This window comes from Pseudomonas nitroreducens (genome assembly GCF_010994165.1).
GTDB lineage: Bacteria > Pseudomonadota > Gammaproteobacteria > Pseudomonadales > Pseudomonadaceae > Pseudomonas > Pseudomonas nitroreducens.
Genome location: NZ_WMBX01000003.1, coordinates 371,360 through 396,708 on the forward strand (window position 1 = coordinate 371,360; position 25,349 = coordinate 396,708).

Here is a 25,349-nt window from a genome sequence, read left to right on the forward strand (position 1 = left end):
ACTGCTTCCTCAGGTCTGTGCCGGGCTGCGCCCGGAGGTAATGCGTTGCAGGACCCGGTAGATCGCATTCAAGGCGCGATCCATCAGCGGGGCGGACTGTTCCGTCGGTACCAGGCGGACCTTGCCCGCTTCCATCTCCTGGGCCAACTGCACTATCGGTTTGACCGCCACGCGCTGCCCGGTGTGGTCGACGAACATATAGTTGCGCGTGGTCGGGCTGAACCACGAAAGCTTGAGCCGGCGAGCCGGAGTGGTGTCGCCGAACTCGAACCAGGTGCCGAACTCCAGGTGGCTCAGCTCTTTCATCAATACCCGCACGCGCTCGGAGAGTGCCTCGCTATCGGGTTTGACCAGCGTGTGCCCTTCGGCACCAAGCATGGCGCCCAGCGGGCTTTCCGGCAGTTCCTGCTTGAGTTGTGCGGCGATCTGCGGCTTCTGCGCCTGAATCGCGTGCTGGCAGGCGACCAGGTCCTGTAGCAGCCGGCGGATTCCGTCCTCGTGATAGCCGCCCAGCACCTCCAGCCCCCTGCGCAGGTCTTCCAGCAGGGCCAGGCGGATCGCTTGCAGATGATCGCGACCGTCGGCATCCAGCGGTGTCACGCTCCAGGCCAACTGCTCGGCTACCTCGCAGGCACGCCTCCATTCGTCGCTGTGCTCTCCGCTGCGCAGGACGATGAAGGTGAGAGCATCACACCAGCTCATTTCGAGGAAATTACGCACCAGTTCCGGCAGTTCGCGCTCGTGGGTCACCTTGGTAATGGCGTCCAGCGCCTGCTCCCGTGCGGCGAGGAGGCGGTCGCGACCGCGCGCGGCCTCCATGGCGCGGCGCTCGCGCAACTCGACCTTCTGTCGCAGGTTGGTGACGTATTCGTTGAAGTCCCCCAGCAGGGTGTCGAACAGCGAAAGGTCGCCGACGAAGTCCTGGATCACCCGCTCGACCACCCAGTGCATCTTCGCCAGCAGTGCGCGCTCCTCGCCCTCTCCGCCGTAGAGCACGCCGGCCTGGGCCATGGCGTTGAGCAGCTTGCGAGCCGGATGGTGGTGCTGGGTGAACAGTTGCTTGTCCAGCAGCGCCACCTTGAGGAAGGGCGTGTGCAGGTGGGAAAGTGTGGTCTTGCAGCTGTCAGGCAGGTTCTCGTCATCGAGGATGAAGTCGAAGACCATGCCCACCAGGTCGATGACGTCGGCTTCCTGGTCGGTCAGCCGAGTGTTCTTCGGCTGGGCGCTGCCGGCTTCCAGCTGGCGCTGCAGGTCGGCCTTCAATGCATCGACCGGCTGCGGCTGGCGCAGGCGCTGGGCCAGTTCCTGGGCCGATTCGCGCTGCAGCCGGTTCAAGGCTTCCAGTAGCTCGTTGGCGCTGTAGGTCGTCGTGGCGGAACTCGGGCCGAAGCTGACAATGCTCTGGGTGTTGCCGAACAGCGTGGCCTTGTCTCCGCGTCGACGGCGTTCGGCAAGCAGCACGGCGAGGCCGCCGAACAGCGCATTGCGGTCTCCGGGCGGGATCTCCGGCAGGTCGCCGGTGGCATAGCTCTGTGGTGCCGATGGAATGCCGTTCGTCGCCCCTGCGTCCTTCTCCTCCGTCACGGAGCGGGGCGGCGGCGCAGACACCGAGCGTTGCCCCTGCGGGCGGTACTTGAGGTTCGGCAGGACGCCGCCGTCGGCCAGTCGCTTGTTCAACTGTTCATAGAGCGGCTGAAGATGCTGCATGACCTGCTGATCGAACAGGACGTACAGGATGGTCTTGATGCGTAGTGGGAAAGCGCTGCGTGCCAGGGTGTCGCGGAATGCCTGGGCAACGGCCTGCGGGCCGAAGGGATTGCGGTCCTCGCCCAGCTTGCTGCCGTTGTTGAGCAGCGCCAGGCGTTGATCGAGGGCGAACAGCAATTGCGCACAGTGGGCGCGTACCTGGTTGACCATGTTGGTCACCAGCAGGGTCTCTTCGTATTCGTCGTTGCCGACCAGGGTCAGCTGGTCCATGTCCAGCTCTTCCAGCGGCTCGGCGGTGGGCAGCTTGCCTTCGAGGAAGTCGCTCAGGCCCTGGGCGATACGCTGGTGGTAGAAACGCTCGAGGTTAGGTCTTTCACGACGGACTTCGCGCATGGCGTCGAAGAACAGCGCCTGGACCTGATTGTTCTCGGCTTTTTCCGCGCACTCGAAGAGTGTGTCGTCCACCTGGGCGAAAACATTGCCCAGGAGCTCGGCGATGTGATTCATCGCCAATTGGCGGCAGCCCTGGACCAACTCGCCGAAGCGGGGCTGGATGACCCGGCTGGCGATCGGGGAGGGCGGTGGGGTGTCCTTGCTGCTCATGGCCATCCTGTGCGTGATCGTTCCGTTTACACCCGCGGTGGATCACTCGTGTTTTTCCAAGCAGATATAGCAATCAGCCCGGCCCCTGCAAAGCGAAGAAAAACTTTTTGGATCAGAGTGTTGACAGGCGTTTCGATATACGTAAAATGGCGCGCCTCTGATACGGGATTCCGGTGAAGCCGGAAGCGAAGTGGAAGAGATTGAAAGGTTCGTCGTTCCGCGATAGCTCAGTCGGTAGAGCAAATGACTGTTAATCATTGGGTCCCTGGTTCGAGTCCAGGTCGCGGAGCCAACTTTCAAACGGGGTATAGCGCAGTCCGGTAGCGCGCTTGCTTTGGGAGCAAGATGTCGGGAGTTCGAATCCCCCTACCCCGACCAAATTTTGGGTCGTTAGCTCAGTCGGTAGAGCAGTTGGCTTTTAACCAATTGGTCGTAGGTTCGAATCCTACACGACCCACCATATTTGGATTGCGAAATTTCGCGATCCGGGCTTGAAGATAAGCCCGCTGTAAAAAGCCCACCTCTCGAGGTGGGCTTTTTCGTTTCGGCCGTTTTTTCTTTTCCCGGCCCGTCTTCCTGGTGCTCCAGGAGTCCTATCCTTTCGTATGGTTTTGTGTCGTCTCCCCGGCGAGCTCGAACCATTGCTATTGATCGCCCGGAAGCTTGGCTCGTTTCGTACGAGCGGGAAGCTGATGTATGGGAAATTCCTTACGTAACATAGGACCGGTCTGATCTGGAAGATCGCTGCATAAATTTATCCTCCCCACCTCATGGTTCGTGTCCCCAAAAGGTGGGTTCTTTATGTCAGTTGAAAAGGTTGGCTTGATCGCCGTTGCCGAGAATGCAGTCCAGCGGGTTGCGTTCAAGGAAGGTGGAAAGATCAAGGCGAAAGTCGGCACTAAATATTTGTTCAAGCTGGATGACAGCGACGTTGCTCCGGAGAACGTCACCGTCAAGCGCGATGGCAAGGACCTCCAGGTATTCTTCGAGGGCAGCGATAAGCCTGACCTCACTATCGAGGACTTCTTCGCCGACGGCATGGACTCACAGCTCTATGGCGTTTCCGAAAATGGCCAGATGTACGCCTATGTCCGCACCGACGGTGAAGGCTTCTACGGTCAGCTGATGCTGGCCGACGGCGAGGAAGCACCTGTTGCCCTGGGGGGCGATCCGCTCGGTGCGGTGCCAGTGGTCGATGGCGAGATCGATGAGAGTGGCGGTTTCCTGCTGTGGCCGTTGCTGGCGGGTGCTGGTGTACTGGGTGCGGGTGGCGCGGCATACGCCGCCAACAAGGACGACCACAAGCATCATCCCACGCCCCCGGTCACTCCCCAGACCAGCCCTGGCGTAACCGATACCAAGGTCACTGATAATGTTGGCCCGATCACGGGTGATCTGGCCAACGGCCAAGCGACTGACGACAGCCGCCCGACTCTCTCTGGCGGCGGTGTTCCCGGCGCCGTCATCCACGTGCTGGACAATGGTACCGAGATCGGTACCACCACCGTTGGATCGGATGGCAAGTGGCAGTTGGTGCCCACCAGCGATCTGAACGACGGTAATCACAGTATCGATATCGTTCAAGACGTGCCAGGCAGTAATCCCAGCGCGCCGGTTCACGTGATTGACTTCTCTGTCGACACCAATCCTCCGCCCGCACCTGTTGCCCGCATCGACGGCGGCCATTTCGATGGCAATGACTACTACAGTCCGGATAACACGCCGGTCATCTATGGCAACGGCGAGCCGGGTGACACCATTATCGTCGTTTATCCGACCGGCGAGAGCGTTACCACCCAAGTTCAGGAGGATGGTTCCTGGGTAGCCCCGCAACCGACCCAGCCGCTGCCGGATGGAAGCGGTGATATCAAGGTGATCGAGCAGGATCCTGCCGGTAACCAGAGCCAGATCACCATTCCTGTAGTGATTGATACCATCCCTCCGGATGCTCCTAAGAGTTGGCTGGATCCCGATTCCGATACTGGTATCAAAGGTGACGGCATCACCAGCGATAACACGCCGACCATCGATGGCAAGACCGAGCCCCATGCCGGGATTACGGTGACGCTGCCAAACGGCGAGACCCTCACCACCACCGCCGACGATCAGGGTAACTGGTCGGTCACCCCGACCCAGCCTTTACCCGAAGGCAGCAATGTCATCACCATCGTCGCCACCGATGTGGCAGGCAATCCGAGTCAGCCCACGGTCATTACCGTGGATATCGATAGCTCGACTCCACCCAAGCCGACCTTTGGCCCGGACGGTGCCCTGTCCGGCGTTTACGACAATGTCGAGCCGAAAATCGGTGATCTGAAGAGCGGTGACAGCACTAACGATACCCGTCCGACCTTCTCCGGTAACGGCGAACCGGGCGAGATCGTCAGCCTGTACGACAATGGCCAGAAGATTGCCGATGTCACCGTCGGCCCTGATGGCAAGTGGAGCTATGAAGCGCCGGCAGACAAGCCCCTGAGCGAAGGCCCGCATGACATCACGCTGACCGTGACCAATGTCGCGGGCAACACCAGCCCGATGTCGGATCCGTTCGTGGTCGATGTCGATACCCAGGGCCCGGCTGCTCCGCAGGCATGGCTGGACCCGGCGTCCGACACGGGTGTCAAGGGCGATGGCATCACCAACGACCCCACCCCGACCATCGACGGCAAGACCGAGCCGGGCGCGGACGTGACCGTGACCCTGCCCAACGGTGAAACCCTCACCACCAAGGCCGACGACCAGGGCAATTGGTCGGTGACGCCGACAACACCATTGGCGGAGGGGAACAATGAAATTATCGTCACCGCTGCTGATGCCGCTGGCAACCCCAGCCAGCCGACGGTTATCACCGTGGGTATCGATACGACGCCACCAGATGCCAGCAAGCTGGCTATTACGGGCGTGCTGGATAGCGTGGGTGATATTACCGGTAATATTATCAGCGGTGGTGCTACCGACGACTCGCGTCCGGTGATCAGCGGTACCGGCACGTCCGGCGACACCATCTTCGTGTACGCCAAGGACAGTACCGGCAATCATCAGATCGGTTCTGCGATTGTGGGTAGCGATGGCAAGTGGACAATGCAGCCTGCGACTGCCCTGGTCTCGGGTCTGAACGACCTGACCGCGGTGGAGCGCGATCCGGCCGGCAACTCCACTCAGCCGAGCGCGAAGTACAGTGTCGACGTACAGACGGGCCAGCCGCTGGCCCCGGCGATCGAAAACGTCTACGACGACGTAGGGCCTTACACTGGCTTCCTGCAGAAAGGCGCCGTGACCGACGACACCCAGCCGACCTTCAAGGGTACTTCGGAAGGTGGCGCCGTCATCAAGCTGTACGACGGCAGCACCCTGATCGGCAGTGCCAAGGCCGATGCTTCGGGCAAGTGGGAAATCATCACCAACATCCTGCCTGATGGCCTGCACAACGTCACCGCCACCGCGACCAATGCGGTTGGTCAGGTCAGCGACCCGACCGGCATCTGGAACTTCAGCACCGACACCAGCAAACCGGCCAACGTGACCGGCCTGGTGGTACTGGATGACGTGGGCGCACAGACCGGCCCGCTGCACAACGGCGACACCACTGACGATAACCGTCCGACCTTCAGCGGCAGCGCGGAAGCCGGCGGCAAGGTCATCATCTACGACAATGGCACACCGATCGGCACTGCCACTGTGGGTGACGACGGCAAGTGGAGCTTCACCCCGAGCAGCGACCTGCCCGAAGGCAACCATGCCTTCACCACGGAAGTGCTGGACAAGGCTGGCAACAGCAGTGGTCAGGGCGCCCCGCTGAACGTGGTGGTGGATACCAGCACGGTCGACGTGAGCATCGGTCATGTGATCGACGCGGTGGGCAGCATTACCGGTGACATCGCGGCCAATGGCGTCACCGATGACACCCGTCCGGAAATCGACGGCAAGGGCAAGGCTGGCGCGACCATTACGGTCTACGATGGCAGCGTTGCGCTGGGCACCACCACGGTGAAACCCGATGGTACCTGGAGCTTCAAGCCGACTACCGACTTGGCCGAAGGTCCGCACAGCCTCAAGGCCGAGTCGAAGGACCTGGCGGGTAACGTCAGCGACTCGTCGACCTTCAACTTCAGCGTCGACACCACGGCGCCGGCCAAGCCGAGCATCGGCGAAGTCATCGACGACGTCGGAGCCATCACCGGTCCGATTGCCAATGGCGGTGTGACCGACGACTCGACGCCGACCCTGACGGGCCAGGCGGAAGCGGGCTCGAAGGTCACCGTCTACGACAACGGCGTGATTCTGGGCACCGTGACCGCAGGCTCGGATGGCAAGTGGAGCTACACGCCGACCACCGGTATCAGCGAAGGCGAACACAAGTTCACCACCGATGCGACCGACAAGGCCGGCAACACCAGTCCGAAGTCCGACGTCTTCACCATTACCACCGACTACACCCCGCCGGATGCCAGCAAGCTGGCCATCACTGGCGTGCTGGACAGCGTGGGTGAGATCACTGGCAACGTGCTCAGCGGCGGCGTTACCGACGACTCGCGTCCGGTGATCAGCGGTACCGGCACGTCCGGCGACACCATCTTCGTGTACGCCAAGGACAGTACCGGCAACCATCAGATCGGTTCTGCGATTGTGGGTAGCGATGGCAAGTGGACAATGCAGCCTGCGACTGCCCTGGTCTCGGGTCTGAACGACCTGACCGCGGTGGAGCGCGATCCAGCCGGCAACTCCACTCAGCCGAGCGCGAAGTACAGTGTCGACGTACAGACGGGCCAACCGCAGGCCCCGGCGATCGAAAGCGTGTTCGATGACGTAGGTCCGTACACCGGCTTCCTGCAGAAAGGCGCCGTAACCGACGACACCCAGCCGACCTTCAAAGGCACCTCGGAAGCTGGCGTCGTCGTCAAGCTGTACGACGGCAACACCCTGATCGGCAGTGCCAAGGCCGATGCTTCGGGCAAGTGGGAAATCATCACCAACATCCTGCCTGATGGCCTGCACAACGTCACCGCCACCGCGACCAATGCGGTTGGTCAGGTCAGCGACCCGACCGGCATCTGGAACTTCAGCACCGACACCAGCAAACCGACCAACGTGACCGGCCTGGTGGTACTGGATGACGTGGGCGCACAGACCGGCCCGCTGCACAACGGCGACACCACTGACGATAACCGTCCGACCTTCAGCGGCAGCGCGGAAGCCGGCGGCAAGGTCATCATCTACGACAATGGCACACCGATCGGCACTGCCACTGTGGGTGACGACGGCAAGTGGAGCCTCACCCCGAGCAGCGACCTGCCCGAAGGCAACCATGCCTTCACCACGGAAGTGCTGGACAAGGCTGGCAACAGCAGTGGTCAGGGCGCCCCGCTGAACGTGGTGGTGGATACCAGCACGGTCGACGTGAGCATCGGTCATGTGATCGACGCGGTGGGCAGCATTACCGGTGACATCGCGGCCAATGGCGTCACCGATGACACCCGTCCGGAAATCGACGGCAAGGGCAAGGCTGGCGCGACCATTACGGTTTACGATGGCAGCGTTGCGCTGGGCACCACCACGGTGAAACCCGATGGTACCTGGAGCTTCAAGCCGACTACCGACCTGGCCGAAGGTCCGCACAGCCTCAAGGCCGAGTCGAAGGACCTGGCGGGTAACGTCAGCGACTCGTCGACCTTCAACTTCAGCGTCGACACCACGGCGCCGGCCAAGCCGAGCATCGGCGAAGTCATCGACGACGTCGGAGCCATCACCGGTCCGATTGCCAATGGCGGTGTGACCGACGACTCGACGCCGACCCTGACGGGCCAGGCGGAAGCGGGCTCGAAGGTCACCGTCTACGACAACGGCGCGATTCTGGGCACCGTGACCGCAGGCCCGGATGGCAAGTGGAGCTACACGCCGACCACCGGTATCAGCGAAGGCGAACACAAGTTCACCGCCGATGCGACCGACAAGGCTGGCAACACCAGTCCGAAGTCCGACGTGTTCACCCTCACCACCGACTACACCCCGCCGGATGCCAGCAAGCTGGCCATCACTGGCGTGTTGGACAGCGTGGGCGATGTCACCGGTAACATCAGCAATGGCGGCGTTACCGACGATTCGCGTCCGGTGATCAGCGGTACCGGCACGTCCGGCGACACCATTACGGTGTACGCCAAGGACAGCACCGATAACCATCGGATCGGTACTGCAATTGTGGACTCGACTGGGCATTGGACGTTGCAGCCCGCGACTGCCCTGGCCTCGGGTCTGAACGACCTGACCGCGGTAGAGTCCGACCCAGCCGGCAATGCCACCGCCCCGAGTGCGAAGTACAGCATCATGCTGGATTCGTCAGCTCCTTCGCATCTCGCGACCATTACTGGGATCAGTGATGACACGGGTGTCTCCGACCATGACTTCATCACCCAGGACCGCACATTGCTGATTAACGGCACAGTCGACGGCGTGCTGCAGTCTGGTGAGAAGGTGCAGTTCTCCGCCGATGGAGGAGCTACCTGGAAGGACGCCACGCTCAGCGATGATCGCCTGCGCTGGTCCTATGACAACACAGCGATATCCTTGATAGATGGCAAGTACATCTTTGAATCGCGTGTTGTCAGCGAGGCGGGTATTGCTGGAGCGGCAACTTCCCAGTCGGTCATCATCGATAACTCCCAGCCGACCAACAAGGTGACTTTCTCCCTGGATCCTGCCAGCGACAACGGCGTGTCCAACACCGATAACATCACCTCGATCATGACGCCAACGATCAACGGTACGGTGCAGGCCGGTAGTCACAAGTTCGAAGACCTCACCGTCACGCTGTTCTGGGACAAGAACGGAAACAACCAGATCGATCCCGGCGAGGACATCTACGGGCAAGGCATCAAGGTCAACAGCGATGGTACCTGGTCCACCGACCTGTGGTCGTTGCACGAAGGCGACTACCTGCTGAAGGCCGTGGTGACGACGGCGTCCGGCGTCACCGCTTCGCCTGGCTATGTTGGCTCGCTGGATGGCAAGAATGACATCCTGACCATCACCAAGGATGCGCCGCAGCACTATTACGGTGCCAAACAGGCGGGCTTTGAATTCGGCTGGGACGTCGTCAACATCGGTGACTTCAACGGCGACGGCTACGATGATCTGCTGGTTTCCGCACGTAACTCCGATACCTTGGGCCGGGTTAACAACGGCGGTGCATGGATCCTGTTCGGCAGCGAGAACGGCTTGCCGGTGCTGGACCAGAACACCATCACCAATCTGAGACCGGACCAGGGCATCTTCTTTGCCGGCGCCTACAACGGCGACATTATGGGTACGGGCATCAATGCGCTGGGTGACTTCAATGGAGATGGCTACAAGGACGTCATCATCTCCTCTCACTGGCCGGACAAGATCTATGTGATCTTCGGCGGGCCGAACGGCAGTTGGGGCAATGGTACGGTGGACCTCGCGACCATCGATGCTGGCGACAACACGCATGGTTTCGTGATCCGTAACGCGGGCGTCAACCCTAACAACCCCTCCGCGCCGGGCTTTGACAGCTGGAACGGTGTTGGTGTGGGCGGTGGCGGCGACTTCAATGGCGATGGCTACTCGGACCTGTTGTTCGGCAACCGCGAGGCGGGCCCGAATAACAGTGGTGCTGGTTACGTTCTGTACGGCGGCGCCGGCGTCAACAAGAACATCGCCATGGATTGGAGCAACCCGGCCACTGGTACCGGCTCCAACCAGACCTGGGCGCACTTCCCGGCTGGCGTGAACGGCACGATGATCATCAACTCGTTCACTGGTACGGTCACCAACTCGTCGCAGGTGAATGGAGTCGATCTGGGTGACTCGATCAACAATGTCGGCGATGTCAACGGCGACGGTATCGACGATTTCGTGATCGCCGACCCCCGTGCCAACAACATCATGTCGCAGGGCTACGGCGCTTCTGCGGGTACCGCCTACCTGGTCTATGGCAAGGAAGGTAGTTTGGGGGCTTCCCTCGACCTGAAGAACCTGACTCTGGATCAAGGCATCCGCATCAATGCGCAGCACTACGAATGGCTTGGCTCGACACGCCAGGACTACTCGACCAACACCATCACCGCGTTGGGCGATATCAACGGCGATGGCATTGGTGACTTTGCGATCAGTGCACCTTACTCGGAGCCGGGCGACCCGGGTCGCGTGTGGGTCATCTATGGCAAGGCGGGTGGCTACACCAGCGATATCAACCTGGATGCATTGAATACCGTCGGTGTGCCGTCGCAGTTCAACACCAACCCGACCTTCGACTCCAGTGTCGGCTCGCTCATCCTCAACGAGAAGGCGACCTACAACTCGGCCACTGGCAAGTGGACGCAGAGCACCGTAGACGAATGGTTCGGCGTCAGTATCCGCGCAGGTGGCGATATCAACGGCGACGGCATTGATGACTTCATCATTGGTGCGCGTTATGCCGATCGCCCTGGTATGGGTAATGGCGATAACGCCGGTGCGGTCTATGTGGTCTATGGCACCGAGCATGGTCTGCCAGCCATCTGGTCGATCAAGGACGTTGTCAACGATCCGAGCAAGGGCTTCGTGCTGTATGGCGAAGGTGCCGGCTATGAACTGGGCAACGGCGTGGCCATGGGCGACTGGAACGGCGACGGCATGGCGGATATCGCCACCGGTGCCTACAACGCCGACTTCACTGCCAACGACTCGGGAGCGATGTATGTCTACTACTCCTCCTCCGACTCGTTCACCAAGAAGTACACCAATGGTGATGATTACCTGGTGGCGGATGGCAAGGACGACCATGGCAACCCGGTCAATGACTACCTCCTGGGCGGAGCTGGCAATGACACCATCGTCAACATTGGCACGATGGACTATGCCAACGGCGGCGAGGGCAATGACTTCATCCATATCGTCAGCACCGATTTCCTCGGTGTTAACGGCGGCTCGGGCACCGACACCCTGGTGTTCGATGGCCAAGGTCTGGACATCAACCTGTCGGTCATGAAGACCAAAGTGATCAGCTTCGAAAAGTTCGACCTGGGGCACGGTGGCAATAGCCTGACGGTCAAGCTGGACGACGTGCTGCGGATGGGTGAAGCCGATCTGATGTTCAAGGACGGCAAGAAGCAACTGGTGGTCAATGGCGACACCAGCGGCACTGTCGACCTGGTCAAGACCGGTGTCACCTGGACCGAATCGAGTGCCACCGGCAGCGATGGCCACGCCTACAAGGTGTACAGCTCGGGCACTGGCGAGCTGTGGGTCGAGGACCACGTTCAGGTGCACATGATCGCCTAAGCCCAGGCTGGAGCGTGGAGTTGTCCACGCTCCAGCCCCATCTCCCGTTCAATTGCAAACCTCGCCGTGCAAGCGGCGAGGGCTTGGAGAGTATTTCAAATGGTATTTTCTCTTTTCACCCCCCTGCACAAAGGCGCCAGCCTCAGTGCCCTGGTGGTGGCTCTGGGTTTCGCTTCGGCTGCCCTGGCACAAAACGATTCCATCTACGGCAATACCTACAGCCCGGTTCCCAATGCGGTGCCGGAGCAGGCTCAAGTCGTGCTCTATCGCGCCATCGGCGAAGGCCGTGAGGCCAATCACGTTTATGTCGATGGTGAACTACAAAGCGCGCTGATGCCGGGTGGCTTCACCGTGTTCTGTCTCGCACCCGGCCGTCACTCGCTAGAGACCTACGAAGGCGATGCGCCGTTGTATGCAGGCAAACGCAATCCCAATACCTACGCCGAGTTCACTGGAGGCAAGAGCTACTTCCTCAAGGCCTCGGCCAGTGCCACCAGCAAGGTCCCCTCAGCACTCGTTCGTTCGACAGCTGAGCAGGAACTGCAAGGCCTGCGCCAGCAGACCCACATACTCAATCGTGCTAGCGCCGCCGTGCCCTGCCAGACTGCGACCAAGCTGAGTCTGCGCAGCGATGTGTTATTCAACTTCGGTAAGAGTTCCTACAACGATCTCACTGCGCAGGGCCATGCGGAGCTGAACAAGATCGCCCAGCAGATCAGCAGCCAGACTCAGTCTATCGAGAGCATCGAGGTAGTGGGCCATGCCGACCCGATCGGCAATGCCCGGGCCAACCAGCGTCTTTCGTTGGCGCGTGCCGAAACCGTTCGCCGCGCATTGCTTGAACTGGGTATCCAGAGCGATCTGGTGCAGGCCAGCGGGCGTGGTAGCAGCGAGCCGGTTGTGCAGTGTGATAGCGGCTCGCGTAAGCAGCGCATTGCCTGCAACGCTCCCAATCGTCGAGTCGAATTGGTGATTCGCGGTGCGCGTGGCGACACCTAAGAGGTAATCCCGTCTCCGCCGGGACCGGGCTTTGCCTGGTCCCGGCGGTTCTGTTCTGCCCTTCTTTCCTCCCTCGCGGCGCTTGCCGACCCGTCCCGTCTCCGCTCGTTCCTACAGCCGTTTCTGCCCAGATAGCAATTTCGATATCCCGGTCTGTCGGTAGACAGAAAGATACGTCAGAGCAATCAGGCTTTTCCTATGCCGCGCGAAACGGGCCGTTTCTACCATGCGCATGCCTTTTCTTCCTCATCGTAGGTGCATTGATGAATCCCTCTGCGTTATCCCCTTCCGCCACCGTGGATCTGGGCGCTTCTTCCGAGAACGACAGTCTGCTGGCGGGGGTGCAATGGTTCTGCGCCCATTACGACAAGCCGGCGACCCTCGAGTCCCTGTACGCCGGTCTGCCACGCGGCCAGCGCCTGAAGCCGAGCCTGGTGGTGCGCATGCTGGAGCAAGCTGGCATCGGTGCCGGCTGGGTCAAGCGCCGTCCGGCTGAGCTGTCGTCCTACCTGTTTCCGCTCATGCTGCTGTTCAAGAATGGTGAGGCACGCATCCTGGTGGCTCGTCGCGGCGAACAGTTCGAGCTGGTAGTGCCTGAGGCGGGCGGCGGCACCATGACTCTGAGCGCGGAGGAACTGCAGGAAAACTACCTAGGCTATGCGCTGCTGGTACGGCCGAAGGCTGCCCCGGATGCGCGTACGGAGATCCCTCAGGGGGAGGGCCAGACACACTGGCTGTTCTCCACCTTGTGGAGTTATCGCCGCTATTACTACAGCGCGGCACTGGCGACCTTTCTGATCAACATCCTGGCGCTGTGCAGCACATTTTTCATCATGAACGTGTACGACCGCGTCGTACCCAACCAGGCCTTCGTCACACTCTGGTCGCTGGCAATCGGCGTGATGGTGGCGATCGGTTTCGAGTTCACTTCGCGGCAGACCCGTGCCTACCTGCTCGATTCCGCCGGCAAGAAGGCCGACCTGATCCTCGGTGCCAAGCTGTTCCGTCAGCTGATGGAGGTGCGCCTGGAGCACAAGCCTGCGTCGGCCGGCTCCTTCGCCAACCAGTTTCGCGAATTCGAGTCGGTGCGGGACTTCATAACCTCCGCTTCACTGGCGACGTTGGCGGACCTGCCGTTCTGCCTACTGTTCATCTTTGTATTGTTCCTGATCAGTGGCCCGCTGGCATTAGTGCCCCTGGGGGCGATGATCGTGCTGCTGGCCGTCTGCACCTACATCCAACTGCCGCTGTCGCGCCTGATGAAGGAAAACCTGCGTGAGGCTTCTCAGAAACACGGGTTGCTGATCGAGGCCATTGAAGGCGTTGAGACGCTGAAAGCAACCCATGCCGAGGGCAGCATGCAGCGACGCTGGGAAGATTTCAGCGCGCAGCTGGCAGCCTCGTCGATCAAGACCAAGGCGCTGTCGAACCTGGCCAGTAACTCCATATCGCTGATCAGCCAGATGACCACCGTGGTGCTGGTGCTGTGGGGCGTTTACCGGATTGCCGACGGAGACCTGACCCAGGGAGCACTGATCGGGACCGTCATGCTGACCAGCCGTGCCATTGGGCCGCTGGCCAGCGCAGTAGGCCTGGCGGTGCGTTACCAGCAGGCGAAAACCGCCTTGAAGTCGCTGAACCAGTTGATGGAAATCCCGACGGTTCGTGAGAACAGCCGCCGTTATCTGCAGGCACCGAAGGACGCGACCCTGTCGCTGCGTCGTGTGAAGTTCCATTACCCGGCGCCGCCAATGCAGCCCGCGCCGACTGTGCTGAACAACATCAGCCTGAATATCAAGCACGGCGAGCGTGTTGCCATCGTCGGCAGCATCGGCAGTGGCAAGTCCACCCTGCTGCGAGTGCTGGCCCGGCTGTACCAGCCAGTGGAAGGCCAGGTGTTGATGAATGGCATCGACGCCGAGCAGATCGATCCGGCGGACTGGAGCGCGGCGGTGGGCTTTGTCGGGCAGGACGCGCGGCTGTTCTACGGCTCGTTGCGGGAAAACCTGCTGATTGGCAACCCGTCGGCGACCAGTGAGGAATTGATTCACGTCGTGCAGTTGACCGGCCTGGCTTCCGTGGCCAGCAGCCATCCGCTGGGGTTCGATCGTCCGGTGGGGGAAATGGGGCAGGCGTTGTCCGGTGGCCAGCGGCAACTGGTTGCTCTGGCGCGTTCGCTGTTGCTGCACCCGCAGGTGCTGCTGCTGGATGAACCCACCAGCGGCATGGATATGCAGACCGAGCGCATGTTCCTGCAACGCCTGGAACAGGCTACGCAAGGCCGCACGCTGGTGGTGGTGACCCACCGGTTCTCGCTGCTGGAGCAGATCGATCGGCTGATCGTCCTGGATGCCGGCCAGATCGTTGCCGACGGTCCCAAGGACGAAGTGCTGCGCGCTCTGCAATCCAACCAAACCCCGACCGAGCCGAGCAAGGCTGCGGTCCACTCCTGACGAGCCCAACATGACTGATTCCCCAATCAAGGTCCCGGTAGCGCCAACGGGCGCGTCGCCGAACGTGCCGGCCGCCAAGAGTGAAACTAAAGCGGTTGCATCCTATGCCAAGGAAGTAGCGCGCCTGCGTGAAAACGACATGGCCTATGTAGAAGACCTACAGGCGGCACTGATCTCCCAGAAAACCACGGCGAGCACGATTCTCCTGCTGCTGATCGGGGTGATTTTCTGCGGAGCGTTGGTCTGGGCCTACTTTGCCCGCGTCGAGGAGATCACCCGCGGCGAGGGCAAGGTGATCCCCTCCAGTCGTGAGCAGGTCATCCAGAGCCTGGAGGGCGGCATCCTCGAGCAGATGAATGTTCGCGAAGGCGATGTGGTGCAAGCCGGCCAGGTGCTCCTGAAAATCGACCCGACCCGGGCCGGCGCGAGTTTCCGCGAGACTGAGTCCAAGGTGCTGGCACTGAAGGGCCAGTTGGCTCGCCTGCGTGCCGAGGCCTATGGGCAGAAGCTGAGTTTCCCGGCGGACGTGCAGGCGGTTCCGTCGATCGTCGACTCCGAGACCGAAGCCTATAACGCCCGCCGGCAGATGCTCGACGAAGGCCTTTCCGGATTGCAGAAGAGCCTGGCACTGGCGGAAGGCGAGTTGAAGGTGTCGGAGCAGCTGGCCAAGAAAGGTCTGATCTCGGATGTCGAGATCCTGCGCATGCGCCGTGCAGCCAACGAACTGCGTATCCAGATGAGCGAGCGGCGCAACAAGTACCGCTCGGACGCCAACGCCGATCTGACCCGCACGGAAAGCGAACTCGCCCAGTCCGTCGAGAACCTCGCCGGACGCGAGGATGTGATGAAGCGCACCACGATCACTTCGCCGATGAAGGGCATCGTGAAAAACGTGCGGGTGAACACCATCGGCGGCGTGATCCGGCAGGGCGACGACATCATGGAGATCGTCCCGCTGGAGGACCAGTTGCTGGTGGAAGCGAAGATCCTGCCTGCCGACGTTGCCTTCCTGCGCCCCGGCCTGCCCGCAACCGTGAAGATCTCGGCTTATGACTACGCCATCTATGGCGGCCTCAAGGGCAAGGTCGAACTCATCAGTCCCGACACCATCAAGGATGACGAAAAGGCTCGCCAGGGGCGCCCGGATACCTATTACCGAGTGCTGATCCGAACCGACCAGGCCGAACTGGTCAAGGGCGAGAAGCATTTCCCGATCATTCCGGGCATGACCGCGATCGCGGACATTCGCACCGGCGAAAAAACCATCCTGGATTACCTACTTAAGCCCGCGCTCAAAGCACGCGAGGCGTTCCGCGAGAGATGATGAAATGAAACCGCGTAAACCCCTGAAGCTCGGCCGCAAGCGCGCCTGGCTCAATGGCTCGGCACTTGCCGTCGCTCTGGCTTCCCTTTCGACCGTTTCAGCTCCTGCTGCAGTGGCGGCCGATGATGATGGCGAGTTGCTGAGTTTCCAGACCAAGCCTGCCGCGAGTGTCGCTACGACTGCCAAGCCTGCTGCCACGTCGTCGGTGGCGGCCGGTCCTGTCGAGACGGTCGTCTCCGCGCGCGCCGCTCCTGCGCCGGCCGCTGCCGACAAGAAGGTCCTGGCCTCCAGTGCGTTGGACCTGTCCTTGCCGGCTGCCCTTGCCAGCAATTCGAGGTCGGCGGTTGGTGCCGATGGTGCTCCGGCGCAGGGTGCCGACCTGCAACTGTCGACCCTCGAGTACCTGCGTAACATGGTCGGCATCGCCCTGAGCATCAGTCCGGAGATGAAGCAGGCGTCTGCCTCGCTGGATGCTGCGCACAGCGATGTGGACCAGGCGAAGGGCGCACGCTGGCCGCAGGTGCAGGTAGGGCTGAATTCGCCGACCATCCGCTCCAAGAAGCAGGATGGTGAGGGTGATGGTTCGGGGACGTCCATTCAGGTGGTGACGCCGGTCTATGACTTCGGTGCCATCAGCAACACCATCGACAGCCGCAGCAAGACGGCGAACGCTCAGGAGCAAGCCGTGGAGCAGGCGAGGGTCACGGTCGCCTATAACACGGTTGCCTCTCTGCTGGAGCTCAGCCATCAGCAGGAAGCGCTGGTCGCGACCGATCGCTATGTGTCGCGCATGCGTGAACTGGTGGACATGCTGTCGCAGATTTCCCAGGTCGACCCGGGGCGGCGCAGTGAAGTCGTGCAGGCGCGCGCTCGTCTGCTCCAGGCCGAGACTTCTCGCGCCAACGTGCAGGCCAAGCTGCAGCAAGTGAAGACCAGCCTGGCCAAGTTGGTCGGTGAGGACGTGGTGGTTCCTGCCAGTGTGAAATGGGAGTGGACGCGGATGAACCTGGAGCGAGCCCTCAGCGAGATGCAGGAAAGCCCGGCGATTCAGCAGGCCCGTTGGGAAATGGACGCCGCCCGCGCGAACGCGGAGTCCGTCAAGTCCTCGCAGCTTCCGGCACTCAACTGGGTAATCGGACGCAACACCGGCAATGACGTGTTGAGTAACAACGAGCCGTGGTCCACCGGACTCGCCGTACAGTGGAACGCTTTCCAAGGCGGCTCGGGGAGAGCCGCTCAGCGTGCCGCTTACCAGCGCGCCGATGCTGCCGAACAGAAGATGGAGACTGCTCGTCGGGAAGCGGAGTATCAAATTCGCAATCTGGCAGAGCAGCGTGATCTCGCCGTGTCCCGGATTGGCGAGTTCGACTCCTTGCTGGCGGAGTCCGACAGCGTGCGCAAGATGTTCTATGACCAGTGGTACCACCTGGGCAAGCGCACCTTGCTGGATGTGCTGATTGCGGAGAACGACTATTACTCGGGTCAGGTACAGTCGATCGACAACTTCTATGCCAGCAAGTCGGCCGACCTGCAGATTCGCTCGGAAGCCAGTGGACTGCTTGCATGGCTTGCCATGGGCGAGGATCGCACGGCTGTGCAACGGTGATTGCGGGGGGCTTGCCGGCCCTCGCCAACCATGGTCTGTCCGTGAAGAGATGCGCCTCTTTGGTAACGAAGAGGCGCTTTCGTTTCCGAGGGGCGGCGCCGTATGACAAACAGAATGGCAAAGCGGATTGCGGTCCAGGCGAGACTTATCCGGAAACAACCTGCATTGATTGAGCGCAGCAAATTGCTCCAGTGCGGCGATATGTCGCAACGCGAAATGCCCCATTCGCTCCCTCGAAAATATCCCTGAGTGCAACATTGATCGAGGCCCTGCCCGAACGTGTGCCGGCCCCTCTCGCGGTACTTCACTTTGTCCTGCAGCCCCTTTGTTACGGCATCTGCAGCCCTTTAGACGCAGATGGATAACTGCTCTGGGCGCGGGGCTGGATGGCTGATTTCGACCGTTTGGTCGTGCTGGGAACGCTTCGGACTGTTTCCTGGTTTGAGAAAATATCTTGTTAAAAATGGGGGGCTGGGGCCTTGAAAGGCGTTTCTGAAATGCTTTGTAATACCCGCCGTCCATTTCCTACCCCCAAATCGCTGAGTCGCACTGACGCAGATCATTGCCAGTGTTCACCCTTCGGTGCAGCGGCATAACAACAGGGGGCTGCCATCGGTGGGCTCCTGTCATCTGTCGAGTCGGGCAATCCGCTCGTGCAATCGGTGTGCGACGCGCGTGCTTTTACGAGCCGCCAGTCCAGACACCACACGCTGAATACTCACGGAACGAATCAGCTGACGAAATCGGTTTCGCATCGCGAAGACCGGGCGACTTCCCTTTGCCTGGAATCCTTGCGGCCGCATTCGTGAATCCATGACAGCCCTGGCAGGCGACCTGGAAAGGTCGCGGGTAACGAGTCGTCGAGCGATGCGTGGCGAAGGCTCGTGGGCGGTGAAGCGATTTTCATCCACTAAGGCCGCAAGATGAAAAAAGAGCAGTACACAGGATTTTTGAAGAGACTGGCGTGGCTGCCGATGCTGATGCTCGGTGGTTGCAACATGGCGCTGTTCGACCCGAAAGGGCAGGTTGGCGCCGACGAGAAGTCCCTGATCATCACGGCAACCCTGCTGATGCTGATCGTGGTGGTGCCGGTCATTCTGATGACCCTCGGGTTCGCCTGGAAATACCGGGCTTCGAACACCAAGGCCACCTACATGCCGGACTGGTCGCACTCGACCAAGATCGAGCTGGTGGTATGGCTGGTTCCCTGCCTGATCATCGCCGTGCTCGGCTGGATCACCTGGGAGAGCACCCACAAGCTGGACCCGTACCGTCCGCTGGACTCCGAGGTCAAGCCGGTGACCATCCAGGCCATCTCGCTGGACTGGAAGTGGCTGTTCATCTACCCGGAACAGGGTATCGCCACCGTCAACGAAATCGCCTTCCCGAAAGACACCCCGGTGAACTTCCAGATCACCTCGGATTCGGTGATGAACTCGTTCTTCATCCCGCAGCTGGGTAGCCAGATCTACTCCATGGCCGGGATGCTGACCAAGCTGCACCTGATCGCCAACGAAGAAGGCGTGTTCGACGGCATCTCCGCGAACTACAGCGGCGGCGGTTTCTCGGGCATGAAATTCAAGGCCATCTCCACCTCCGAGCAGGGCTTCCAGGATTGGGTTGCGAAGGTCAAGGCCTCGCAGCAGACCCTGAACCTGGAGCAGTACCCGGAGCTGGTGAAGCCGACCGAGAACGTCCCGGCCACCTACTTCGCCACCGTCAGCCCCGAGCTGTTCTCCCACGTGCTGAACAAGTGGGAACACGCTGGCCATGCGATGGCCAAGGCCCATGAGGCCAAAGAGCAGGCCGAGAAGGGCGAGCACGGCGAAGCGCATGAAGAGGCCGCCATGGCAGGCCACGACATGAGCAACATGCAAGGCATGCAGGGCATGCAAATGAATCCGAGCCAGGAGTAACCGCAGATGTTCGGGAAACTGACACTGTCGGCCGTGCCGTATCACGAGCCGATCATCGTCATCACGCTGGCTGTCGTCGCCCTGTTGGGCCTCGGCGTGTTCGGCGCGATCACTTACTACCGCAAGTGGACCTACCTGTGGACCGAATGGCTGACCTCCATCGACCACAAGAAAATCGGCGTGATGTACATCATCGTCGCCCTGATCATGCTCCTGCGCGGCTTCGCCGACGCCATCATGATGCGCGGCCAGCTCGCGCTGGCTGAAGGCGCCAACCACGGCTACCTGCCGCCGGAACACTACGACCAGATCTTCACCGCTCACGGCGTGATCATGATCATCTTCATGGCCATGCCCTTCATGACCGGTCTGATGAACCTGGCCGTGCCGCTGCAGATCGGCGCACGCGACGTGGCGTTCCCCTTCCTGAACTCCCTGAGCTTCTGGCTGCTGGTCGTCAGCGCCATGCTGGTGAACGTCTCCCTGGGCCTGGGCGAATTCGCCCGCACCGGCTGGGTCGCCTACCCGCCGCTGTCCGAGCTGGCCTACAGCCCGGGCGTGGGTGTGGACTACTACATCTGGGCGCTGCAGATATCGGGTATGGGGACCTTGCTGACCGGCATCAACTTCCTGGTGACCGTGTTCAAGATGCGCACCCCCGGCATGAAGCTGATGCAGATGCCGATCTTCACCTGGACCTGCACCTTCGCCAACATCCTGATCGTTGCGTCGTTCCCGATCCTGACCGCGGCCCTGGGCCTGCTGTCGCTGGACCGTTACTTCGACATGCACTTCTTCACCAACGAGCTGGGCGGCAACGCCATGATGTACATCAACCTCTTCTGGGCCTGGGGCCATCCTGAGGTGTACATCCTGATCCTGCCGGCTTTCGGTATCTTCTCCGAAGTCACCGCGACCTTCGCCGGCAAGCGCATGTTCGGCTACACCTCGATGGTGTGGGCGAGCGCCGCGATCACCTTCCTCGGCTTCACCGTTTGGCTGCACCACTTCTTCACCATGGGGTCGGGCGGCGACGTCAACGGCTTCTTCGGCGTTGCGACCATGCTCATTTCCATCCCGACCGGGGTGAAGCTGTTCAACTGGCTGTTCACCATCTACCGTGGCCGCCTGCGCTTCGACACCCCGATCCTGTGGACCCTGGGCTTCATCGTAACCTTCACCATCGGTGGCATGACCGGCGTTCTGCTGGCCATCCCGGGCGCTGACTACCTGCTGCACAACAGCCTGTTCCTGATCGCCCACTTCCACAACACCATCATCGGTGGTGCGGTGTTCGGCTACCTGGCCGGCTTCGTCTTCTGGTTCCCGAAAGCCTTCGGCTTCAAGCTGGACGAGAAGTGGGGCAAGCGTTCCTTCTGGTGCTGGCTGGTCGGCTTCTACATGGCCTTCATGCCGCTTTACATCCTCGGCTTCATGGGCATGACCCGTCGCCTGAACCACTACGACAACCCGATGTGGAAGCCGTATCTGGTCGTGGCCTTCTTCGGCGCCGTGCTGATCTTCTTCGGTATTGCCTGCCAGCTGATCCAGCTGCTGGTGTCGATCAAGAACCGCAAGGCTCTGGCCGACCTGACCGGCGACCCGTGGGGCGGCCGTACCCTGGAGTGGTCCACTTCCTCGCCGCCGCCGTACTACAACTTCGCCGAACTGCCGAAGGTCAACGACATCGACGCGTTCCACGACATGAAGCAGACCGGTACCGCGTACCGCAAGCTGCCGGCCTACGCACCGATCCACATGCCGAAGAACACCGCCGCTGGCTTCTCCATCGCCGTGTTCGCCTTCCTCTTCGGCTTCGCCGCCATCTGGCACATCTGGTGGCTGGTGGGTGTTGGCTTCGTCGGCATGATCGCTTCGGTCATCGTGCGCAGCTACATCACCGACGTGGACTACTACGTCCAGCCGGATGAGATCGAGCGCATCGAGAACGCCAACTTCCAGAAACTCGCCACCGCGCAGCAGGTATAAAACCATGTCGACGGCAGTACTGAATCAACACGTGGTTGATGCGCACCAAGCGGCGCAAGACCACGCTCACCATGACGAGCACGCCCACGACAGCGGCGGTATGACGGTATTCGGCTTCTGGCTGTACCTGATGACCGACTGCATCCTGTTCGCGAGCGTCTTCGCCACCTACGCCGTGCTGGTCAACCACACGGCCGGCGGCCCGAGCGGCAAGGACATCTTCGAACTGCCCTACGTGGCCGTCGAAACCGCGATCCTGCTGATCTCCTCCTGCACCTACGGCCTGGCCATGCTGGCCGCGCACAAGGGTGCCAAGGGCAAGGCCATCGCCTGGCTGGGCGTGACCTTCCTCTGCGGCGCCGCGTTCATCGGCATGGAACTCAACGAGTTCCATCACCTGATCGTCGAAGGCTTCGGCCCGAGCCGCAGCGCCTTCCTGTCGTCCTTCTTCACCCTGGTTGGCATGCACGGCCTGCACGTAAGTGCCGGCCTGCTGTGGATGCTGGTGCTGATGGCGCAGATTGGCACTCGTGGCCTGACCGCGCAGAACAACACCCGCATGATGTGCCTGAGCCTGTTCTGGCACTTCCTGGACATCGTCTGGATCTGCGTCTTCACCGTCGTCTACCTGATGGGGGCTCTGTAATGTCCGCTGCTGCACATCATCACGACTCCCACGGCGCCCACGGCCACGACTCCCACGGTGCCGGCCACGGCAGCCTGGGCTCGTACGCCATCGGCTTCGTGCTCTCGGTGATCCTCACCGCTATCCCGTTCTACATGGTCATCGACGGTGGCTTCTCGCGTCACGCCACCCTGCTGACCATGGTGATCCTGGGCCTGGTCCAGGTCGTCGTGCACCTGATCTGCTTCCTGCACATGAACTTCTCCTCGGAAGGCCGCTGGAACGTCATGGCATTCATCTTCACCGCCATCATCATCCTGCTGGTGGTCGGTCTGTCGCTGTGGATCATCTACACCGCAGACACCCTGATGATGCCGATGCCCTGAGGGCCGATGCCGTGAAACTCAAGCGTTATCTCCTGGTCGCCAAGCCGGGCATCATCTTCGGAAACCTGATCGCGGTGGCGGGGGGATACTTCCTCGCCGCTCGCGGCAGCGTTGACCCGATGCTGCTGCTGGCCACCGTGATCGGCCTGTCCCTGGTCGTTGCCAGCGGTTGTGTATTCAACAACTGCATCGACCGCGACATCGATCGCTTCATGGAGCGTACCCGCAGCCGTGTCACCGTGACCGGGCAGATCTCGCTGAAGGCCGCCCTGGCCCATGGCGTGGTCCTCGGCGCGGCGGGCTTCGGCCTGCTGGCGTGGAAGACCAACATGCAGGCAACCCTGCTCGCTGCGTTCGGCTTCTTCGTCTACGTCGTGCTCTACAGCCTCTGGCTCAAGCGCGCCTCGGTCTACGGCACACTGGTCGGCAGTCTCTCCGGAGCCATGCCGCCAGTGGTGGGCTACTGCGCTGCCAGCGGTCACTTCGACATGGGCGCGGCGGTGCTGCTGCTGATCTTCTGCCTCTGGCAGATGCCGCACAGTTACGCCATCGCGATCTTCCGCCTCAACGACTATCGCGCCGCCGGGATTCCCGTGCTGCCGGTGGAGCGGGGCATCGAAGCGACCAAGAAGCAGATCCTCTATTATGTGCTGGCCTTTGGTCTGGCGACCCTGCTGCTGACCGTCACCGGCTTCGCCGGCTACGGTTACCTGGTAGTGGCACTGGCCGTCAGTGCCTGGTGGCTGTTCATCGCGGTGAAAGGCTTCAGTGCCGAAGACGATCGCCGCTGGGCCCGCCAGTTGTTCGCCTTCTCCATCATCGCGATCAGCGTGCTGAGCCTGATGATGTCCATCGACTTCCAGGCCATCCCGGCCCAGTCGATGCTGGCGGCGCTGTAAGGCCGTTCTGCTGCAACGAAAAAGCCGCCCCTCGGGGCGGTTTTTTTGTGCCAAGCATTCCTCGGCAATGAAGCTTTTTGTAGGAGTGAGCTTGCTCGCGAACCGTCCCAGCTTAGGAACTGCCGGGAGGAGCGTTCGAGCAGTCTCGCTCCTACAGGGGCTCTGCGTACAAAAAAGGGCGGATACCTCGCAGTATCCGCCCTTCGTCTTTCATTGCTGGATCAATGCAGCTTCAAGCGCGGCTCCGTGCTTCGCCCGATCCGGTCCGCGATCATCAGCAACGCCGTGCGGAACGGCCCGTACAACGCCATCTGGTGCATGCGGTACAACGACACATAGAACATCCGCGCCAGCCAGCCTTCCAGCTTCACGCTGCCCATCAGGTTGCCCATCAGGTTGCCGACAGCACTGAAGCGCGACAGCGAGATCAGCGAGCCGTAGTCGGTGTAGCGGTACTCCGGCAGCGGCTTGCCATCGAGCCTCGCGACCAGCGCCTTGGCCAGCAGCGAAGCCTGCTGGTGCGCGGCCTGGGCGCGCGGCGGCACGGTGCGTTCGCTGCCATCGCCCATCGGGCAGGCGGCGCAGTCACCGAAGGCGAAGATGTTGTCGTCGCGGGTGGTCTGCAGAGTGGAGCGCACCACCAGCTGGTTGATGCGATTGGTCTCCAGCCCGTCGATCTCCTTGAGCAGGCTCGGCGCACGAATGCCCGCCGCCCAGACTTTCAGACTCGCCGGAATGAACTCGCCTGCTGCCGTGCGCAGGCCGTCAGCCGTCACTTCCTGCACTGCCGAACCAGTTGCGACGCGCACGCCGAGTTTCTCCAGCGTCTGGTGCACCGGCTGGCTGATGCGCTCGGGCAGCGCCGGCAGCACACGTGGGCCGGCCTCGATCAGGGTGATGCGCATGTTCTGCGGCTGGATGCCGGTCAGCCCGTAGGCCGCCAGTTCCTGCGCGGCGTGGTGCAGCTCGGCGGACAATTCGACACCAGTGGCACCGGCGCCAACGATGGCGACGCTGATCTGATCGTCCTTGTCCTGCCCGGCGTGGGCGCGCAGGTAATGAGTGAGTAACTGCTTGTGGAAGCGCTCGGCCTGCTCGCGGGTATCCAGGAAGATGCAGTGATCCGCGGCCCCGGCGGTGCCGAAGTCGTTGGTGGTGCTGCCGATGGACAGGACCAGCGTGTCGTATTCCAGACTGCGCGCAGGCACCAGTTCTTCGCCCTGCTCATCGAGCGTGGCAGCGAGCTGAATGCGCTTGCTTGCGCAGTCCAGGCCATCGAGGCGGCCGAGCTGGAATTCGAAGTGGTTCCATTTCGCCTGGGCGACATAGTTCAGCTCATCCTCCGAGGAGTTGAGCGAGCCGGCGGCGACTTCGTGCAGCAGGGGTTTCCAGATGTGGGTGAGGTTGGCGTCGACGAGGGTGACTCGCGCGCGGCCTTTCTTACCCAGGGTGCGGCCGAGACGGGTCGCGAGCTCCAGCCCGCCGGCGCCGCCGCCGACGATCACGATACGATGGGACATGTTGCATTCTCATAGCTTAAGGAATCCTGTATCGGCCCGTGGC

Annotated in this window: 12 protein-coding genes and 3 tRNA genes; 13 read left to right on the top strand and 2 right to left on the bottom strand. The window is 61.5% G+C overall.

Annotated elements, in window-relative coordinates:
• Nucleotides 1–9: 9 nt before the first annotated feature.
• Nucleotides 10–2,310: a DUF1631 domain-containing protein gene (locus GJV37_RS15100; RefSeq protein ID WP_170859274.1), complete on the bottom strand. Its 2,301-nt coding sequence runs from the start codon at nucleotides 2,308–2,310 to the stop codon at nucleotides 10–12.
• 216 nt (nucleotides 2,311–2,526) lie between these two features.
• Here GJV37_RS15100 and GJV37_RS15105 point away from each other — a divergent pair.
• The 13 genes from GJV37_RS15105 (at nucleotide 2,527) to cyoE (ending at nucleotide 23,786) form a co-directional block, all read left to right on the top strand.
• A tRNA-Asn gene (locus tag GJV37_RS15105) sits at nucleotides 2,527–2,602 on the top strand.
• A gap of 9 nt (nucleotides 2,603–2,611) precedes the next feature.
• Nucleotides 2,612–2,688: transfer RNA gene (locus tag GJV37_RS15110), tRNA-Pro, on the top strand.
• A gap of 6 nt (nucleotides 2,689–2,694) precedes the next feature.
• Nucleotides 2,695–2,770 (top strand) — tRNA-Lys (locus tag GJV37_RS15115).
• 341 nt (nucleotides 2,771–3,111) lie between these two features.
• Nucleotides 3,112–11,589, top strand: a complete 8,478-nt coding sequence (locus GJV37_RS15120; RefSeq protein WP_193452698.1) for an Ig-like domain-containing protein — start codon at nucleotides 3,112–3,114, stop codon at nucleotides 11,587–11,589.
• 99 nt (nucleotides 11,590–11,688) lie between these two features.
• Nucleotides 11,689–12,588 carry an OmpA family protein gene (locus GJV37_RS15125; protein WP_024765650.1) on the top strand — a complete coding sequence of 300 codons (900 nt, stop codon included), beginning with the start codon at nucleotides 11,689–11,691 and terminating at the stop codon, nucleotides 12,586–12,588.
• A 263-nt stretch (nucleotides 12,589–12,851) separates the two neighbouring features.
• Nucleotides 12,852–15,041 (top strand): type I secretion system permease/ATPase, encoded by a 2,190-nt coding sequence (locus tag GJV37_RS15130; protein ID WP_081754039.1) that lies wholly within the window; start codon nucleotides 12,852–12,854, stop codon nucleotides 15,039–15,041.
• A 64-nt stretch (nucleotides 15,042–15,105) separates the two neighbouring features.
• Nucleotides 15,106–16,365 carry an HlyD family type I secretion periplasmic adaptor subunit gene (locus GJV37_RS15135; RefSeq protein ID WP_338109289.1) on the top strand — a complete coding sequence of 420 codons (1,260 nt, stop codon included), beginning with the start codon at nucleotides 15,106–15,108 and terminating at the stop codon, nucleotides 16,363–16,365.
• 4 nt (nucleotides 16,366–16,369) lie between these two features.
• Nucleotides 16,370–17,971, top strand: a complete 1,602-nt coding sequence (locus tag GJV37_RS15140; RefSeq protein ID WP_170859560.1) for a TolC family protein — start codon at nucleotides 16,370–16,372, stop codon at nucleotides 17,969–17,971.
• Nucleotides 17,972–18,894: 923 nt separating this feature from the next.
• The gene (gene cyoA, locus GJV37_RS15145) at nucleotides 18,895–19,887 is read left to right on the top strand and encodes a ubiquinol oxidase subunit II (protein WP_170859559.1); all 993 of its coding nucleotides are present in this window, start codon (nucleotides 18,895–18,897) and stop codon (nucleotides 19,885–19,887) included.
• A gap of 6 nt (nucleotides 19,888–19,893) precedes the next feature.
• On the top strand, nucleotides 19,894–21,876 hold the full coding sequence (gene cyoB, locus GJV37_RS15150; protein WP_170859558.1) for a cytochrome o ubiquinol oxidase subunit I: 1,983 nt from the start codon (nucleotides 19,894–19,896) through the stop codon (nucleotides 21,874–21,876).
• A 4-nt stretch (nucleotides 21,877–21,880) separates the two neighbouring features.
• Nucleotides 21,881–22,522, top strand: coding sequence for a cytochrome o ubiquinol oxidase subunit III (gene cyoC, locus GJV37_RS15155; RefSeq protein ID WP_081517364.1), 642 nt, complete (start codon nucleotides 21,881–21,883; stop codon nucleotides 22,520–22,522).
• Nucleotides 22,522–22,887 carry a cytochrome o ubiquinol oxidase subunit IV gene (gene cyoD, locus GJV37_RS15160; RefSeq protein WP_024765643.1) on the top strand — a complete coding sequence of 122 codons (366 nt, stop codon included), beginning with the start codon at nucleotides 22,522–22,524 and terminating at the stop codon, nucleotides 22,885–22,887. Before cyoC ends, cyoD begins: the two co-directional genes overlap by 1 nt.
• 11 nt (nucleotides 22,888–22,898) lie before the next feature.
• On the top strand, nucleotides 22,899–23,786 hold the full coding sequence (cyoE, locus tag GJV37_RS15165; protein ID WP_170859557.1) for a heme o synthase: 888 nt from the start codon (nucleotides 22,899–22,901) through the stop codon (nucleotides 23,784–23,786).
• 221 nt (nucleotides 23,787–24,007) lie between these two features.
• Here the strand turns inward: cyoE and GJV37_RS15170 are convergent, their stop codons facing one another.
• The gene (locus GJV37_RS15170) at nucleotides 24,008–25,306 is read right to left on the bottom strand and encodes an NAD(P)/FAD-dependent oxidoreductase (protein WP_193452699.1); all 1,299 of its coding nucleotides are present in this window, start codon (nucleotides 25,304–25,306) and stop codon (nucleotides 24,008–24,010) included.
• Between the last annotated feature and the right edge of the window lie 43 nt (nucleotides 25,307–25,349).

What these genes read in the sequence shown, in the direction of transcription:
- GJV37_RS15100 (WP_170859274.1), bottom strand. Translation starts at nt 2,310, where the DNA reads ATGAGCAGCAAGGACACCCCACCGCCCTCCCCGATCGCCAGCCGGGTC.
- GJV37_RS15120 (WP_193452698.1), top strand. Translation starts at nt 3,112, where the DNA reads ATGTCAGTTGAAAAGGTTGGCTTGATCGCCGTTGCCGAGAATGCAGTC.
- GJV37_RS15125 (WP_024765650.1), top strand. Translation starts at nt 11,689, where the DNA reads ATGGTATTTTCTCTTTTCACCCCCCTGCACAAAGGCGCCAGCCTCAGT.
- GJV37_RS15130 (WP_081754039.1), top strand. Translation starts at nt 12,852, where the DNA reads ATGAATCCCTCTGCGTTATCCCCTTCCGCCACCGTGGATCTGGGCGCT.
- GJV37_RS15140 (WP_170859560.1), top strand. Translation starts at nt 16,370, where the DNA reads ATGAAACCGCGTAAACCCCTGAAGCTCGGCCGCAAGCGCGCCTGGCTC.
- cyoA (WP_170859559.1), top strand. Translation starts at nt 18,895, where the DNA reads ATGAAAAAAGAGCAGTACACAGGATTTTTGAAGAGACTGGCGTGGCTG.
- cyoB (WP_170859558.1), top strand. Translation starts at nt 19,894, where the DNA reads ATGTTCGGGAAACTGACACTGTCGGCCGTGCCGTATCACGAGCCGATC.
- cyoC (WP_081517364.1), top strand. Translation starts at nt 21,881, where the DNA reads ATGTCGACGGCAGTACTGAATCAACACGTGGTTGATGCGCACCAAGCG.
- cyoD (WP_024765643.1), top strand. Translation starts at nt 22,522, where the DNA reads ATGTCCGCTGCTGCACATCATCACGACTCCCACGGCGCCCACGGCCAC.
- GJV37_RS15170 (WP_193452699.1), bottom strand. Translation starts at nt 25,306, where the DNA reads ATGTCCCATCGTATCGTGATCGTCGGCGGCGGCGCCGGCGGGCTGGAG.